Source organism: Gottfriedia luciferensis (assembly GCF_002156865.1).
Taxonomy (GTDB): Bacteria; Bacillota; Bacilli; order Bacillales; family Bacillaceae_G; genus Gottfriedia; species Gottfriedia luciferensis.
Genome location: NZ_NCTA01000062.1, coordinates 17,513 through 33,256 on the forward strand (window position 1 = coordinate 17,513; position 15,744 = coordinate 33,256).

Here is a 15,744-nt window from a genome sequence, read left to right on the forward strand (position 1 = left end):
CACCTACTTCTCTAAAAGCTATGACAATATAACTTTTATCTATGTTATAGCACTTAGCAATCCAGTTCAATCTTTTTATAATAACTAACATTTCATTACTAATGGATCAGCTTGCTCTTTTTTGAAAGACTAACTATTTTATTTGCTCTTTTATTAATTGGTCCCTTCAAAACTACTCCTACAATAATCGCTAAGAATACAAATAGTAACAATCGTGGAAAGTCCTTTTGAATTGTCTCCCAAACGATTCCTCCTGTTGCTTCTCTTAACAAACTGAGTGCATAAGTAAAAGGTAAAAATGGATTTATTTTTTGAAAAAATGGCGGCGTTACTTGAATTGGATAAACTCCTCCAGCGCCTGATATTTGAAGCACTAAAAAGATAATCCCAATTCCCTTCCCAATATTACCAAAAACGGATACTAACGTATAAACAATTATCGTGAAAACAATGCTAATGAAAAGTCCAAATAAGAAAAAGTACCCTTTACTCGCTGCATATGTACCTAGTATCAAAAAATTACCGGAAATCACTACTAATGTTTGTAAAATACCTATCGTCAAAAAGGTCAATAATCTTCCAAAATAAATTTCTCTACTTCTATAATTTTTTTCTTCATGTACTTCTGTTGTTAATAATGAGACCATCAGCAATGCCCCTACCCATAATGATAAGGTTGTATAAAAAGGTGTCATGCCTGTTCCATAATTTGGAATCGGAAACATTCGCTCCTTTTTTAATAGAATTGGATTCGAATAAAAATCACTAACCTTTTCTATGTCCGTTCTTAGAAAATTAATTAAATCCTCAATACTCCCTTTTTCTTTAGCGCTCCGAATTTCATTCGCTAATTTTTTTATTTTACTTTCAATGAAAGGAAAATCGTTAACTAATTGTTGAAAGTCTCCTTTTTTAGTTGCTAACAAATTTGAAGTATCCATTAAAACGTCTTTTATGACTGGAATATTACTTCTTACATCATTCAGTACGGTCATGCTATTTTTTATAGATTGGTCGGTAATTTTGGTTACTTCATTTAACTTTGGAATAAAATTCTGATCAAAATTACTATTTAAATTCGTTATCTTGTTATTAATATTCGCTGCACTTTGATTCATTTTCTGAAGCAAGTCATTTGGAATACTGTTTCCCGATTCGATCGAGTGCTTAATTTGAGTGTTTTCATTATGAATCATATTTAGTTCTGTTTGTATTCCTTTTAAAGCATTCAATTCACTACTAAAATCCACTGTAGTACCTAATTTATTAAATGATTGAACCACTTGTATCAAGGAAGCGACCATATTTTTTGAAGTAGGTAATGTATTTTCTATACCGTTCGTTAGATCTAGAGATTTGTCTTGACCAATGTTCTGATCCTGTATTTGCGATACTAAATTTTGTATAGTCGATGACTGGTTTTGAAGTAAACTAATCGTTTGTTTTATAAACGGAATCGAATTTTGAATGGATTGATTTAATCGGTTAAAGAAATTGTTTAAACTAGCAGATAATTTTTCTCCATTTGATACGATATCATTAATCAGCATCAGATCTTTTTTAGCGGTTTGAATCACATCTTGTACCTTGTTATAATCATTTAATGCTTTGTTAACCCCAATCTTTAAATCAGGTAAATCTCTCTCAAGCGTAAAAATCATTTGCTCTAACTTTTTAATTCCTGGTAGGTTTGCTTGTAAATCGATTCCTATTTTATTAAATTCTTGCAATACTTCTTTACTTACCGTTTTTTCAAATTTCTTTGTTATCTCACTAGCAATACCTGCTGCACCTTTTTCGGTATACTTTGGAGCAATAATGTTTAGTTTTTCATTAACTTGATACACAAGTTCAGGCTTTTGTGGATGATCTGTTATGACAGTACTAATCTTTTTAGAAAAATCTTTCGGTATCAAAATACTAGCATAATATTTTCCTTGTTTAACTCCTTCATTTGCCTCCTGTTTAGTCGTAAATCTCCAACCTAGAGAAGGATTTTCTTTCAATGAATTTACTACTTCATTTCCGATATTAATCTTTTTATTTAAAACAGTAGCACCGCTGTCCTCATCGACAATTGCAATCTTTAATCCTTTTGTATTTCCATAAGGATCCCATGAGGACTTAATATTAAACCATGCGTACATTGAGGGCAGAATGATTAAACCAATAATAATCATCAAAGCAGCCCAGTTCGTTACAACACGCTTCACATCACGAAAATAGATCTCAAAAATAGAATTCACCTATGACTCACCTAATCTTAATTTTTAGATAGTATGCAATAAAAAACGAAAAACTATTCCTTTAAGGGCTTAAGGGCAGGATTAAGGAAAGGCAGGAGGAGCAGGAAGGGCAAGATTGGAAGGACAAGTTGAAATACTTGATTAAAAAATTCGCGTAAAAAAAAGACTTTCGCCTCATTATTAAAGCGAAAGTCTTATTACTTTGTTTTGTATCTGTCTTAGCTAGCTTTTCCTAACCCCTGCTCTTCCTGCTCTTCCTGCTCTCCCTGCCCTTAATCCTTTACTCCCATCTAAATGTTCGAGCTGCGATTAAGAAACTAACAATCATCCAAACACATAGCCAGCCGAAATCAGGTAGTAAATCATTAAATGAAGCTCCGATATTCATAATATCTCGCATTGCAGTTGATAAATGTGTAATTGGAATGGTTTTTATGATTGGCTGCAAGTATTCAGGCATGTTATTTACAGGGAAGAATACTCCTCCTAAAAACATTAGAGGGAACGAGATAAACCCAGCAATTGGACCTGCACTTTCTGGACTTTTTGCTAAACTCGCAATAATAAATCCAATACTCATAAATGTTAATGTACCTAGTACAACAAACAATACGACTAGTAAGAACGAACCTCGAATACTTACATCAAACCCAAAATAACCAATGAGAATCGTTAAAATCGCTTGTAAGCTATTCAATATTAGTCGGGCCGTAATCTGTGCCGCAATAAATGTTGAGGCTTTTAATGTAGTACCTTGCATTCTTCGTAAAACTCCACGTTCTCTCCATGATGCGATTTGACCTGCAACACCATTCATGTTGTTGTTCATGATTTGCATTGCAATAATTCCAGGTACTAAAAAGTCTAAATATTTAAGCGTTATTCCCTCTACTCCTTTAAAGTCCGTAACGATTTTAGGTGTATATCCAGCCATTTGTTTGCTCGCAATATCAACATTTGCTGTTATCGTTGCAATTCCACCTTGAAGCTGTGCGGAATTACTTTCATTATAAAGTACTTTTATTTGTGCAGGCGCTGTCTGTTGTTTAGAGGTTACTTGATCTTGGAAGCCTTTGTTAATTAAAATGACAAAATCAGTTTTACCATCTGATAAAGATTTTCTAGACTTTGCTTCGTTAGTACTTTTATGGATTTTTAGTGATTTTTGCTGATTTAAGTATGATGTTATTTGTTTACTTGCTTGGGTGTTATCGTAATCAACTAATTTAACCGAGTAACTAGTTGAATTTCCATCATTAAACATTAATCCAAAAATAATCATAAAAAAGAATGGAAATAATAATGTCCAAATTAGTGCCTGGCGATTACGAACGTAAATCCGGAGTTGCGCTAAAGTCAATTGATAATAAGCTCTCATTCCTCACGTAACCCCCTTCCAGTCATATGTAAGAATACATCTTCAAGTGTTGCCGTTCTTGTTGATAAATCTGATATAGTCATGTCTATCTCTTTTGTGTGCTCAAGTAAAGCAATTAATGATGCTTGCAGGTTGCGAGTGTACAATGTTACAAAATCATGGTTTATAACGACATTCATTACACTGTCAAGATGACTGAAGTTATCTTCTTTCTCAGGTAATTTCGTTTTAAACTCAATCGCACTTTCAGCAGAAATTGAACTAACTAGATTGTTAGGTGTATCTAACGCAATTAATTTACCTTGATCCATAATGCCAATTCGATCGGCTAACACATGAGCCTCATCCATATAATGTGTTGATAAAACAACTGTTTTACCGCGTTCTTTTAGTTTTAAAATGATATCCCATAGCGTTCTTCGAGCTTGTGGGTCAAGTCCTGTCGTTGGCTCATCTAAGAAAATAATCTGAGGATCGTGAATTAATGCTAAAGCAATTGCTAATCGTTGTTTTTGGCCACCAGATAAACCTTTCACTAAACTATTCTGTTTCTCTGTTAATAACATTTCGTCGATTAGTGGTTGAATCGGGAGATGACTCGGGTAAAAACTAGCATACATCTCAATAATTTCTTTTACTTTTAATAGTTCAAATAAAGATGTAGATTGAAGTTGAATCCCAATTTCTTGTTTAATTTTATTTGAATCTTTACCAATTATATGACCAGCAATAGTAGCTGTTCCTTCATCTGGTTTCCTTAGACCTACAAGCATTTCCATTGTTGTTGATTTTCCCGCTCCATTTGGACCTAGTAAGCCAAAAACCTCGCCTTTTACCACTTCAAAACTAATGCCATTTACAGCATAGAAATTACCGTATCGTTTTTTTAGATTTGAAACTTCAATAATCGAATCCACTTATTTCACCCCAACTATTTAAATGAATATTTAAAAAATTGTATTTTTAATCAACTTGCTAATTATATAATGCGCGATTAAATTTAGTTGTCGAAAAAACCAATTATTAATAATTTTTAATTAAAATTTTACATTTTTTTCCATAAACCATCTTCCTATACCTATACGTGACTTTATAGGTAATTTATAGAATAAATGTAATAACATTTACGTTTTATTACTTTATTGTAACCCCTATGTTGTCCCTTTGTAATACTCTTCGGTTACAATATGGTGGACATTAATCTAAAAAAATAAGGTGATAAAATGAAAATAGAACGAGAAAAATGGTTGGATGTTGCCAAAATGATCGGTATTTTTTTGGTCGTTTATGGTCACTCTACAGAAGGTCCGAATTCTATTACATTTATTTACTGGTTTCATATGCCCCTATTTTTTATTATTAGTGGTTATTTATTTAAACCTGTTAATTCGGTCAATGAACTCAAATTTTATATAAAAAAACTAACATTTAGATTATTAATACCGTATTGCACGTATTTAATATTATTTAGCTTTTATAACATTGCGATTGATTTACTCGCAGGATCAATGAGTACCTCAACTTTATTAAATGAAGGCAAATCTTTATTAATCGGTGGCAGATTTATTACTGGGGTACATGGCGTATTTTGGTATGTTACTTGCCTCTTTATTACACAGATATTATTTGCGTTAATTTGCTTATATTTTAAAAAGAACAGTACACGTTTTCTGATCGTCATTGCTTGTTATTTAATAGCCCATTTTGAAACAATTAAGGTTATTCCATACATCGGGAAGAACTCATTTAATCAGATTTCTATACCTTGGAATATAGACGTTGCCTTGCTTTCTATCTTCTTTTTAGGACTAGGCTTCTTTACAAAAAAATATATCGCTTCAATTCCTAACTTCTTTGGAATTGTCTGTATTTCACTTAGCATTTTATATATGGTTTTATACGAAATGGATAAATTAGATTATCATTTAAGTCTGAAATATTTAAGATATGATCATCTATTTTTAGATGCATTAATTCCGATAACAATGGTTGTTGCGCTACTTTTTTTATGTCAGAAACTCGCAAAGCTTCAAATCATTCAGCCTTGTACGATTTTCGGGAAAGAATCCATAACAATTATGTACATTCATATATTTGCAAATGCTGTTTTATCACAGTTTTTTGATTATGGTCCGTTAATGTATACAATTATTGGATTAGTTGTACCGATGCTTGCTAAGAAATTCATTATTGAACCTCAGCCTATTATTAAGCCACTCTTTATTGGTTTAAATGTAAAACGCAAACAGCATTTAAAAGTACGTACTGTTTAAAAGAACTGTCTATGTTTGTATGTTTTAAAATAAGAGTCCTGTAGTGATTTCCACTCCAGGTGATCGCTTTCTTAAGAGCAGGTTCAAGGAATGGCAGGATCAAGGAGAAAGGAAAACATATTAAAGACTTTAGAGTTTTTTATTGATTTTTTCTAAGTAATTCCTGTCCGTTATGCTTTCCCTGCCTTTCCTGCTCTTTCCTGGTCTCAGCCTTCCCGCATTTCCCATAGGAGTCGAGCACCTTGCGTTCCAATCAAATCTTCATTAAAAAAACTTGTTTTTAAAACATTTAAGTTTAACATAAACCTTTAACTAATATATCTTTTAATAATAGATCTTTAAGATAAAAATAAATAAACAAAAATACAAATACTTTAGTAAATTAACCTCTTTTTATATAAATCTAATAAAGAGATTCCCCATATTATTTCAACAAAAAAAATAGCCCGAAGGCTATTTTTTTTATTTTAATGTAACAGCAGCAGCGTCTGTTCCTTTTTGAACTGTACCAGTTGCAGTTACTTTGATATTTTCTAACACGTCTGCTCCGTTTGTAAAAATTACTGGAGTAATTGTGCTTTTTGCATTTTCTTTTATGTAGTCGATATTAAATGTTAATAGATGATCGCCTGCATTAACATTTTGTCCTTCTGTTACGTGAGCATCGAAACCTTCACCGTTTAGTTTTACTGTTTCAAGTCCAACGTGGATTAAGATTTCAACGCCTTCTTTTGAACGAATTCCAATTGCGTGCTTTGTATGGAATACTTGAACAATTTCACCGTCAAAAGGAGAAACAACAACACCTTCAGAAGGAGTAATCGCGAATCCGTCACCCATCATTTTTTCTGCAAAAACTGGATCTGGAACTTCAGAAAGAGGATGGATTTCACCTGTTAAAGGTGCTTTAATAGCAACTTCTTTTACTGATTCCTTTGTTGGAGCAGATGATTGAGTACTAGTTTGTTGTTCATTTTCATCTAGACCGAACATTTTTTTTAATTTGTTAAACATAAAACTCACCTTTTCTTTAAAATATAGATTCCAATATTATTTTTATCTTTTCATAAAAAATAATACTAATTATCCTAACAGAAAAAATACATTATTACTTAGGAATAAATGAATTTTTAGTGAAATGTTAATCTAATTGTATTATTTCTATTACAAAAGAAATGAAATCTATGATTTTCGCAATTTTTTGCTTAATTGATCAAATGTTATTTGCCTTTATTTAAGCTTCTTTATGATAATAACAAAAGTAGATTTTTTCAAATAACAACACTTGTCTAATAACGTCTTATGATAAAATAATATGAAAAATGATCGTTAGGACAATTACTATTTAAGGAGCGATTAAATGACTGAAATGGTTCCATTATTATTCTCTCTTCAAAATAAAAAAGTAATCATTATTGGTGGGGGAAATATTGCATTACGAAAAGCGAAATCATTTTTAAATAGTGGTGCTTCCATTACGATTATCAGCCCTCAATTACATGATGAGTTAAAAAAGATTCCTTCTATTCTGTGGATTAAAAAACACTTTGAAAAAGATGATATTTTAGATGCCCATATTGTGGTCGCAGCAACCGATAATCAATATATAAACAAATTCATTGGAGAATGTACAACCGATTTTCAATGGTTTAATGATGTCAGTGACCAAAAAAATAGTGATTTCTACACACCTGCCGTAGTACGTAGAGGAGATTTAGTTGTATCAATCTCTACTTCAGGAAAAAGCCCCGTTTTATCTAAAAAATTAAAACGAGAATTGGAAAATTATTTTGATAATCATTTTAATGAAATCGTAAATGAATATGCAAATGAACGAAAGAAACCAGCCGTTGATTGATCTCATACGCCTGGTTTCTTTTGTTTATTATCTATTTCTTAAGCTTAGCTAAAGCTTCTGCGAAAGGATTATTAAATGGTTCATCATCTTTATTGCTTTGTTGTTTTAAATATTTTTGAACGTCTCGTTTTGAAACCTTACTATTTTTTTCTTTTGTTCGTCTTTCTTTAAAAGTTGAAAGTTTTTCTCTATGCCCACATGAGCATGCAAAAGTTTGACCTTCACCTTCTCCTCTAAGCTCTAAGCGTTTGTGGCAATTTGGACATCTTGCATTTGTCGACTGTGAGATTGTTTTACGATGACCACACTCTCTATCCTGACAAACTAACATTTTTCCACGTTTACCATTTACCTCTAGCATTAGCTTTCCACAATCTGGACATTTCGTGCTACTCATATTATCATGCTTAAATTTTTGTTCCGTTTGTTTAATTTCACTAACAGCTTCTGAAGAGAAGTTAATCATCTCATTCATAAATTTAGCTTTAGACAAAGTTCCTTTAGAAATAGCTTGAAGCTTCTGCTCCCATTCAGCCGTCAAAGCTGGTGATTTTAAAGCTTCTGGGACAAGATTTAATAATTGCTTACCTTTATTTGTGATGAAAATATCTTTGCCCTTTTTCTCAATTAAAAAGCTACTGTAAAGTTTTTCAATAATATCTGCTCTTGTTGCTACTGTTCCTAATCCACCCGTTTCACCAATTGTCTTCTTTAAATCAATACTATTTCCAGACATAAACTGTACTGGATTTTCCATTGCACTTAATAGTGTTGCCTCATTAAAAAATGCAGGTGGTTTTGTATGTCCTTTTGTTTCAATTATTCTTGATACTTCAATACTTTCGTTTTCTTTTATAGCTGGTAATTTTTGATCGTCTTTACTATCAGCTTCTTCTTCATCTTGAAAAACTTCTTTCCATCCTAGGGATTTCACTCTTTTCCCCTTTGCAATAAAAGTTTGACCCTCAATTTCAGCGATTACTTTTTCTTGTTCAAATTCGAATGGAGGTAATAATACGGCTAAAAATCTTCTTACAATTAAATCATATATTTTATATTCTTTTGAAGAGAGCTCGCTCATGATAGGTGCTTGCTCAGTTGGTATAATCGCGTGGTGATCAGAAACCTTATTATCATCTACGAATGACTTATTCACTTTAATTGGTTGACTTGTTAACTTCATAATAATTTTTCCATACGGTTTTATATTACATGCTAGTAAACGTTCTTTTAATGTATCAACTAAGTCGGACGATAAGTATCTAGAATCTGTTCGTGGATAAGTTACAACCTTGTGATGCTCATACAGTTTTTGCATAATTGATAACGTTTCTTTAGGAGAAAAATTGAATCTTTTATTAGCTTCTCTTTGAAGTTCGGTTAAATCGTACAACTGAGGAGCAAAAGATTTTTTTTCCGTTGTCGAAACTTCTTTAACGGTAAGTTGTTTTCCTCTTACTGAAGTAATAACTTTTTGTAATTCTTCAGTCGTTTTTATTTTTGGGTCATTCGTTTTACGATTTTGCCAAGTATACGTAACATTATTTGCAATGACTTGTAATCCATAAAAAGTTTGTTGTTTAAACGATTTTATTTCTTTTTCACGCTCAAAGATCATAGAAAGTGTAGGTGTTTGTACTCTACCACACGATAATTGCGCATTATGTTTACAAGTAAGAGCGCGCGTTGCATTAATTCCTACAATCCAATCTGCCTCTGCTCTGGCTACTGCAGAATGATAAAGATTTTCGTATTCCTTTCCACTACGTAAGTTTTCGAACCCCTTTTTTACTGCTTTATCAGTCGCTGAAGAAATCCACAATCTTTTAATCGGTTTGTTTACTTTTGCTAATTGGAGGATCCATCTAGCAACTAGTTCCCCTTCTCGTCCTGCATCGGTTGCAATGACAATCTCAGAAACATCTTTTCTTACTAATTGTGCTTTTACAGCTTGAAATTGCTTGTTAGTTTTTTTAATAACAACAAGCTTTAATTTGTCTGGAATCATTGGCAAATCTTCTAAATTCCATGATTTATACTTATTATCATAACCTTCTGGATCAGCTAATGTCACAAGATGCCCCAGTGCCCAAGTTACAATATATTTCTTACCTTCTAAATATCCATTACCTTTTTGATGACAATCTAACACCTTCGCTATATCCCTTGCTACTGAAGGTTTTTCTGCTAACACTACAGTTTTACTCATATTGAACTCCTTAGCTTATTAACATATTTCTATTCTTCTAAATGTAACATTAGGGCAGTGATAAGGAAAGTCGGGAAGCCCAATTACAGAGGAAAAGGAACTAAAGAATGCAGGTATAGAATAACCCTTAGAACAAACTCTCTTTTTCTACTCATTTCATTATTATTATTCCCTAGCATGCAAAATTTGACGTATTTTAACTAAAAGAAAACAAAGGATTTCACTAAACAAACGGCAAATTTAGTAATAAATGCCATTTATAAGGAGAGGGACTATGACTAAAAAGATCTTATCTGTACTTCTAGGGGTTTTTTTATTCCTTTTACCGACAGCGAACGCGACTTCTTTTTCTTTAAGTTTTGATGACGGTGAATTATCGAATTATATAGACAACCTAAATTTAAACACAACTGAAGCTACGTTCGGACAATCAATTAATATTGGGTTAACAACAAAGAAAAATTACGACAACGTTTCTTTAACATTTACGAACGGTACGAATAAAGTAGATGTCTCGCTAAATAAGTCAGAACTTTACCATTCTGGAAAAATAACCATTGATAAATCGTTTATTAAAGGTATTTATCAACTTAGTTCAATTACATTAGGAGATCAAACTCTAGCTATATCGGACCAAAAAATAAAATTTATGGTTGTAGATTTACCAACTCCAATCATTAATCAGGTAACGAATAAATCAACTTCGATTACTGGAGCATTCTTACCAAATAGTAGTGTCGAAATTTATATTAATAATAAATTAGTAAACACCGTAAAAACGGATGCAAAAAGTAACTACAAATACAATACGAAGCCTTTAAAAGAGTCTACTAAAATAAGTGTGGTTGGTGTATCAATTGGACTAAAAAGTAAGGCTAGTTCATCATCCGTTAAAGATGTAATTGCACCTTCAATTACTTCACTATCGTCTTTTTCGGATCAATCTCAAAATTTAGAAGGTAAATCTGAACCAAATGCTACTGTAAAAGTTTATTTGAATAAGAAGCTTTTGGGCCAAGGCAACGTTAACTCTGCAGGAAAGTTTAATATAAAAATAGGTAAGCAAAAGGCAAACTCTATTCTAGAAGTAATTGCTAATGATAAGGTAAATAACTTTAGTAAACCGATTTCCGTTAAAGTATTAGATCGCACCGCTCCATCAGTACCTACAATTCAAACGGTCAGAGAAAATGCAACGGTCATTACTGGAAAAACAGAACCAAATGCTAACGTTAAACTATATCTTAATAATAAGTATCTTTCTGAAACAACCGCCGCAAAAAATGGTGTCTATTCTTTCAAGGTCAGCAAATTAAAAGCTTTTACAACTGTGAAAGTTCAATCTAAAGATGCGGCTGGAAATCAAAGCAAATCTTCATTTACCGAAGTAAAAAGCACTCAACCACTATCTAGTGGTCAACTGATCATTATTAATACGAAAATAAATAAATTATCCTATTATAATAAAGGAAAACTTGTTAGAACCTTTAGCGTAGCAACGGGAAAAGCTTCCACTCCTACACCTACCGGTAAATTTAAAATCTTAAATAAAATTAAGAATAGACCTTGGTATAAGGAAAATATTCCTGGGGGAGCTCCAAATAACCCTCTTGGAAAACGCTGGATGGGTATCAGTGCTGGTAGCTCTCCTGGAAGCTCATATGGAATTCACGGAAATAGTAATGAAAGCTCAGTAGGAAAATGGGTCAGCTCCGGTTGTATCCGCATGCATAATAGTGAAATCCAATGGCTTTTCGATCAAGTAAATGTAGGTACGACCGTTATCATTGCGAAGTCTTCTAATTCAAATGAGCAAATTGCTCACTTATACGGTATTTCAATCTTTTAGGTGGAACATTATATTTTGATGAATTTGTCTTCACACTGTGCAAACCATTTCAGGTTTGCTTTTTTTTTAGTTTAGTTGTTTCATAGAACGATTTCTAATAGCATTCTTTTCATTTATCACTGATAATATTTAATAAAAAGGAAATATTTAGAAAGGGGTAATTTTATTTTGAAGAAATTTCTACCTATTTTAATTTTGTTGTTTGGTATTTTGTATATCTTTTTTATTCCTTCAAAACCTGTTAGCATAAAGATTCTTTTTAAGTTAATCCCAATGATGTTAATTATTTATTACGCTTTTTCACAAAGACCTTATTTATCGTTAAAATATCGTTCACTTATCCTATTAGGTCTATTTTTTTGCATGATCGGTGATGGCACCTTAATTTGGTTTGTCGTCGGTTTAAGTGCCTTTTTAATTGGGCATTTGTTTTATGCTGCAGGTTTTATTGCAGGTTGGAGATATTCAACTTTTCGAATGTTATCACTTGTCCCGATTGCAATTTATGCATATTTTCTATGTTCCAATTTAGTAAATTCTCTAAATGCAAATGGACAAGAAAGCTTAGTAATTCCTGTTATCGCTTATTCAGTAGCAATTTCAACGATGGTATTTACAGCTATAATGACCGGTAATAAATCAGCTATTTTTGGTAGTCTATTATTTATTATTTCCGATTCTATCTTATCGTGGGACCTTTTTGTAGAGACTATCAAGTATAGTAGTGAATTAATCATGATCACCTATTACAGTGCTCAGTTTCTTATTGCTAGAAGCATTTTAAATAGAGCTTCTACAGAATCTACTTATCGAGTTGCATAATATTTTACTTTCAAACATAGAACAAACTACAATATAGGAGTAGTCTATTAACTGAATCAGATTTAAAAATGAAAGCGCATTACTTACAGTATATGAAATGTAGAAAAGGAGATTTCCATATGAAAAATGAGTTAATTAATCGTTTAATTAGTTATGCAAAAGTTGATACACAATCAAACGCAAGTAGCGAGACATGCCCTTCTACACCTGGCCAACTAACATTAGGGCGCATGCTTGTAGAAGAATTGAATAAAATTGGATTAGTTGATGTCACAATGGATGAAAATGGTTATGTAATGGCTACACTTCCAGCTAATTCTGATAAAGAAATTCCAACAATTGGTTTCTTAGCTCACTTAGATACAGCTACGGACTTTACTGGAAAAAATGTTAATCCTCAATTAGTTGAAAATTACGATGGAAATGACATTGTATTAAATGAAGGCTTAAATATTGTCTTATCTCCAAGTCATTCCCCTGAGCTAAGTAAATATAAAGGTCATACATTGATGACGACTGATGGAACTACATTACTTGGTGCTGATAACAAGGCTGGGATTGCAGAAATTATGACTGCGATGGAATATTTAATCCAACACCCAGAAATAAAGCACGGCAAAATTAGAGTAGCATTTACACCAGATGAGGAAATCGGTAGAGGTCCTCATAAATTTGATGTAAAAGCATTTGATGCAAAATATGCCTATACAATGGACGGTGGTCCACTTGGGGAGCTTCAGTATGAAAGTTTTAATGCTGCAGGCGCTGCAATTACTGTAAAAGGTAAAAATGTACATCCAGGTACTGCCAAAGGAAAAATGATTAATTCTATGAAAATTGCCATGGAAATTAACAATTCATTACCGGTAGAAGAAGCACCTGAATCAACTGAAGGTTATGAAGGATTCTACCACTTAGTTTCGATCGAAGGTGATGTGGAACTAACAAAAATGCAATACATCATTAGAGATCATGACAAAGTAAAATTTGCTAATCGAAAAGAAACGTTAACGAATATTGTAAATCGTTTAAACGAAAAGCACGGTGAAAATAGCATTACTTTAGAAATGAAAGATCAGTATTATAATATGGGAGAGAAAATTGAGCCAGTAAAAGAGGTTGTCGATATTGCATATGAAGCCATGACCAACCTTGATATCAAACCGATCGTTGAACCGATTCGCGGTGGTACAGACGGTTCTCAACTATCTTACATGGGCTTACCTACTCCTAATATTTTTACTGGTGGAGAAAACTATCATGGTAAGTTTGAATACATTTCAATCGACAACATGATTAAAGCAACAAATGTTATGATTGAAGTAATCAAATTATATGAACAAAAAGCAGCTTCAAAGTAATAAAATAAAAAAGGACTGACTTATGTCAGTCCTTTTCTTTATTTAACTTTACGAATAAAAACAACCTTTAAATAGTTACCCTCTTTAAACTGTTTAGTTGTTTTGAAATCTGTAGGAAGAGAGAATTCTTCCATTAATTTATATTGTCCACCTAATTCTTTAAATGCTGTATCAATAAATCCTTTAAATTTACTCATTCCAAACGTACTGCAATTTGTCGATGCAACAATGACACCATTATTTTCTGTAATCGTAATCGCTTCTTTCAATAGGTTCTTATAGTCCTTCTCAGCGCTAAATGTATGTTTTTTAGATCTTGCAAAGCTTGGTGGATCTAATATAACCATATCAAATAAAAGATTCTTTTTAACTGCGTATTTAAAATAGTGGAATACATCTTCAACTATAATACTTTGTGTAGTAGGATCGATTCCGTTAACTAGAAATTGTTCTTTTGTTTTATCTAAGCTTCGATTTGCTAAATCAACACTTGTTGTTTTACTTGCACCGCCAACTGCCGCAAAGACAGAGAATGCTCCTGTATAAGAAAAAGTATTTAAAACCGATTTCTCGTAAGCATATTTATCTCTAATCAGTTTTCTAATCTCTCGTTGATCTAAAAATACTCCTACCATCGCTCCATCATTTAAATAAATAGCAAAATTAACGCCATTTTCCTTCACAATGATTGGGAATTGCCCCCTTTCACCCATCACGAAGTCATCTTCTTCAATGTACTGACCTTTCGTATCAAAACGCTTTTTCTGGTAAATCCCTTTAAATTTAGCGGTATTTTCGATTGCTTGAATAACCCAATCTTTAAACTGAAAGATTCCCTCACTATACCAAGTAATTAAATAAAACCCATCAAAATAATCAATCGTTAATCCACCGATCCCATCGCCTTCTCCATTAAATACTCTAAAAGCTGTTGTATCTGGATTATGATAGAATTGATGGCGGTCATTGATTGCTTGTTTTATTTTATCTTCAAAGAATTGAGGAGAGATTTTTTCATTTTCCTTAAAACTAAGAATCCAACCTAATCCTTTATTTTGCTTTCCATAATATCCTTTTCCAATGAAATTATTACGTTCGTCCACTAACTTAATGATCGTTCCTTCATCTATTAAGTCTTTACCATTCAAAATTGACTCTTTTGAAATTAATGGAAAATTTGCTTTATAGTCTTTTACATATTTTTGTTTAACTTTTAAATTGATTTCTTTATTCATAAGTCCATCCATTCATTTTCTTTTTTACTCATTATTTCCATAATCAATTTTTATAGTGTGCCTTTGTTACAAAATTGTTGATTTCGGGTAAAGTTTACTTTTTATCCTGTACGAGTATTATGAATTTCACCTTCACCTTAAATTACTAAAATGACATAAGATCTAGTTCACTATTTTCTTATTTTGATAATGAGTTTTCCGTTATTTTTCTTTAATAGGCTTGATTAAGCATAGTACACACTTAAATTAATATCAATTATGTAATAGCAAAAAACCTTATTCAATTGAATAAGGTCACGCTGATGAAAAATAATCTTGTCAAATAATTGCTAGACTTTCGTAAAGGAAGTTGAGCGATGTTCATTTCCACTGCAGTATGCATGCTTAAGAGCAGGAACAAGGAGACGCAGGATAAAGTGTAAAATGAAAGGAAAAGATATTAAAAGACTTTAGAGAATTTTATTGAATTCCTATATTTAATATATTTCCCATCTGCTTTTCCTGTTTTTCCTG

At 32.2% G+C, this 15,744-nt stretch carries 11 protein-coding genes; 5 read left to right on the plus strand and 6 right to left on the minus strand.

Annotated elements, in window-relative coordinates; genetic code table 11:
• Window positions 1-98: 98 nt before the first annotated feature.
• The 3 genes from B7R67_RS20730 to B7R67_RS20740 form a co-directional block, all read right to left on the minus strand.
• Window positions 99-2,246 carry a YhgE/Pip domain-containing protein gene (locus tag B7R67_RS20730; RefSeq protein ID WP_088072892.1) on the minus strand — a complete coding sequence of 716 codons (2,148 nt, stop codon included), beginning with the start codon at window positions 2,244-2,246 and terminating at the stop codon, window positions 99-101.
• Between the two features lie 280 nt (window positions 2,247-2,526).
• Window positions 2,527-3,624, minus strand: coding sequence for an ABC transporter permease (locus B7R67_RS20735; protein ID WP_088072893.1), 1,098 nt, complete (start codon window positions 3,622-3,624; stop codon window positions 2,527-2,529).
• Window positions 3,621-4,541, minus strand: coding sequence for an ABC transporter ATP-binding protein (locus B7R67_RS20740; protein WP_088072894.1), 921 nt, complete (start codon window positions 4,539-4,541; stop codon window positions 3,621-3,623). The genes B7R67_RS20735 and B7R67_RS20740 overlap by 4 nt, the downstream gene beginning before the upstream one ends.
• A 306-nt stretch (window positions 4,542-4,847) precedes the next feature.
• Between B7R67_RS20740 and B7R67_RS20745 the strand changes: the two genes are divergently transcribed.
• Window positions 4,848-5,897, plus strand: coding sequence for an acyltransferase family protein (locus B7R67_RS20745; protein WP_088072895.1), 1,050 nt, complete (start codon window positions 4,848-4,850; stop codon window positions 5,895-5,897).
• A 462-nt stretch (window positions 5,898-6,359) separates the two neighbouring features.
• On the opposite strand, the gene B7R67_RS20750 is transcribed toward B7R67_RS20745, so the two are convergent.
• A complete protein-coding gene (locus B7R67_RS20750) occupies window positions 6,360-6,911 on the minus strand; it encodes a PTS sugar transporter subunit IIA (protein ID WP_407920416.1) in 552 nt (183 codons plus the stop codon).
• Between the two features lie 346 nt (window positions 6,912-7,257).
• On the opposite strand from B7R67_RS20750, the gene B7R67_RS20755 reads away from it, so the two are divergent.
• Window positions 7,258-7,755: a precorrin-2 dehydrogenase/sirohydrochlorin ferrochelatase family protein gene (locus B7R67_RS20755; protein WP_088072896.1), complete on the plus strand. Its 498-nt coding sequence runs from the start codon at window positions 7,258-7,260 to the stop codon at window positions 7,753-7,755.
• 31 nt (window positions 7,756-7,786) lie between these two features.
• Here the strand turns inward: B7R67_RS20755 and B7R67_RS20760 are convergent, their stop codons facing one another.
• The gene (locus tag B7R67_RS20760) at window positions 7,787-9,964 is read right to left on the minus strand and encodes a DNA topoisomerase III (protein WP_088072897.1); all 2,178 of its coding nucleotides are present in this window, start codon (window positions 9,962-9,964) and stop codon (window positions 7,787-7,789) included.
• Between the two features lie 274 nt (window positions 9,965-10,238).
• Here B7R67_RS20760 and B7R67_RS20765 point away from each other — a divergent pair, with 274 nt between their 5' ends.
• The 3 genes from B7R67_RS20765 to pepT all read left to right on the plus strand — a co-directional run bounded on the left by B7R67_RS20765 (window position 10,239) and on the right by pepT (window position 13,996).
• Window positions 10,239-11,813 (plus strand): L,D-transpeptidase, encoded by a 1,575-nt coding sequence (locus B7R67_RS20765; RefSeq protein ID WP_158095158.1) that lies wholly within the window; start codon window positions 10,239-10,241, stop codon window positions 11,811-11,813.
• Between the two features lie 168 nt (window positions 11,814-11,981).
• Entirely contained in the window at window positions 11,982-12,635 is a 654-nt protein-coding gene (locus B7R67_RS20770; protein ID WP_088072898.1) for a lysoplasmalogenase, read from the plus strand.
• A gap of 119 nt (window positions 12,636-12,754) precedes the next feature.
• Window positions 12,755-13,996 carry a peptidase T gene (pepT, locus tag B7R67_RS20775; RefSeq protein WP_088072899.1) on the plus strand — a complete coding sequence of 414 codons (1,242 nt, stop codon included), beginning with the start codon at window positions 12,755-12,757 and terminating at the stop codon, window positions 13,994-13,996.
• A gap of 38 nt (window positions 13,997-14,034) precedes the next feature.
• Here pepT and B7R67_RS20780 read toward each other — a convergent pair whose 3' ends face one another.
• Complete coding sequence (locus B7R67_RS20780; RefSeq protein WP_088072900.1) at window positions 14,035-15,231, minus strand: class I SAM-dependent rRNA methyltransferase; 1,197 nt, start codon at window positions 15,229-15,231, stop codon at window positions 14,035-14,037.
• Between the last annotated feature and the right edge of the window lie 513 nt (window positions 15,232-15,744).

Bases quoted from the DNA above. Each gene is read 5' to 3' on its own strand.
- pepT (WP_088072899.1), top strand. From the start codon at position 12,755: ATGAAAAATGAGTTAATTAATCGTTTAATTAGTTATGCAAAAGTTGAT.
- B7R67_RS20780 (WP_088072900.1), bottom strand. From the start codon at position 15,231: ATGAATAAAGAAATCAATTTAAAAGTTAAACAAAAATATGTAAAAGAC.
- B7R67_RS20745 (WP_088072895.1), top strand. From the start codon at position 4,848: ATGAAAATAGAACGAGAAAAATGGTTGGATGTTGCCAAAATGATCGGT.
- B7R67_RS20760 (WP_088072897.1), bottom strand. From the start codon at position 9,964: ATGAGTAAAACTGTAGTGTTAGCAGAAAAACCTTCAGTAGCAAGGGAT.
- B7R67_RS20765 (WP_158095158.1), top strand. From the start codon at position 10,239: ATGACTAAAAAGATCTTATCTGTACTTCTAGGGGTTTTTTTATTCCTT.
- B7R67_RS20750 (WP_407920416.1), bottom strand. From the start codon at position 6,911: ATGTTTAACAAATTAAAAAAAATGTTCGGTCTAGATGAAAATGAACAA.
- B7R67_RS20735 (WP_088072893.1), bottom strand. From the start codon at position 3,624: ATGAGAGCTTATTATCAATTGACTTTAGCGCAACTCCGGATTTACGTT.
- B7R67_RS20755 (WP_088072896.1), top strand. From the start codon at position 7,258: ATGACTGAAATGGTTCCATTATTATTCTCTCTTCAAAATAAAAAAGTA.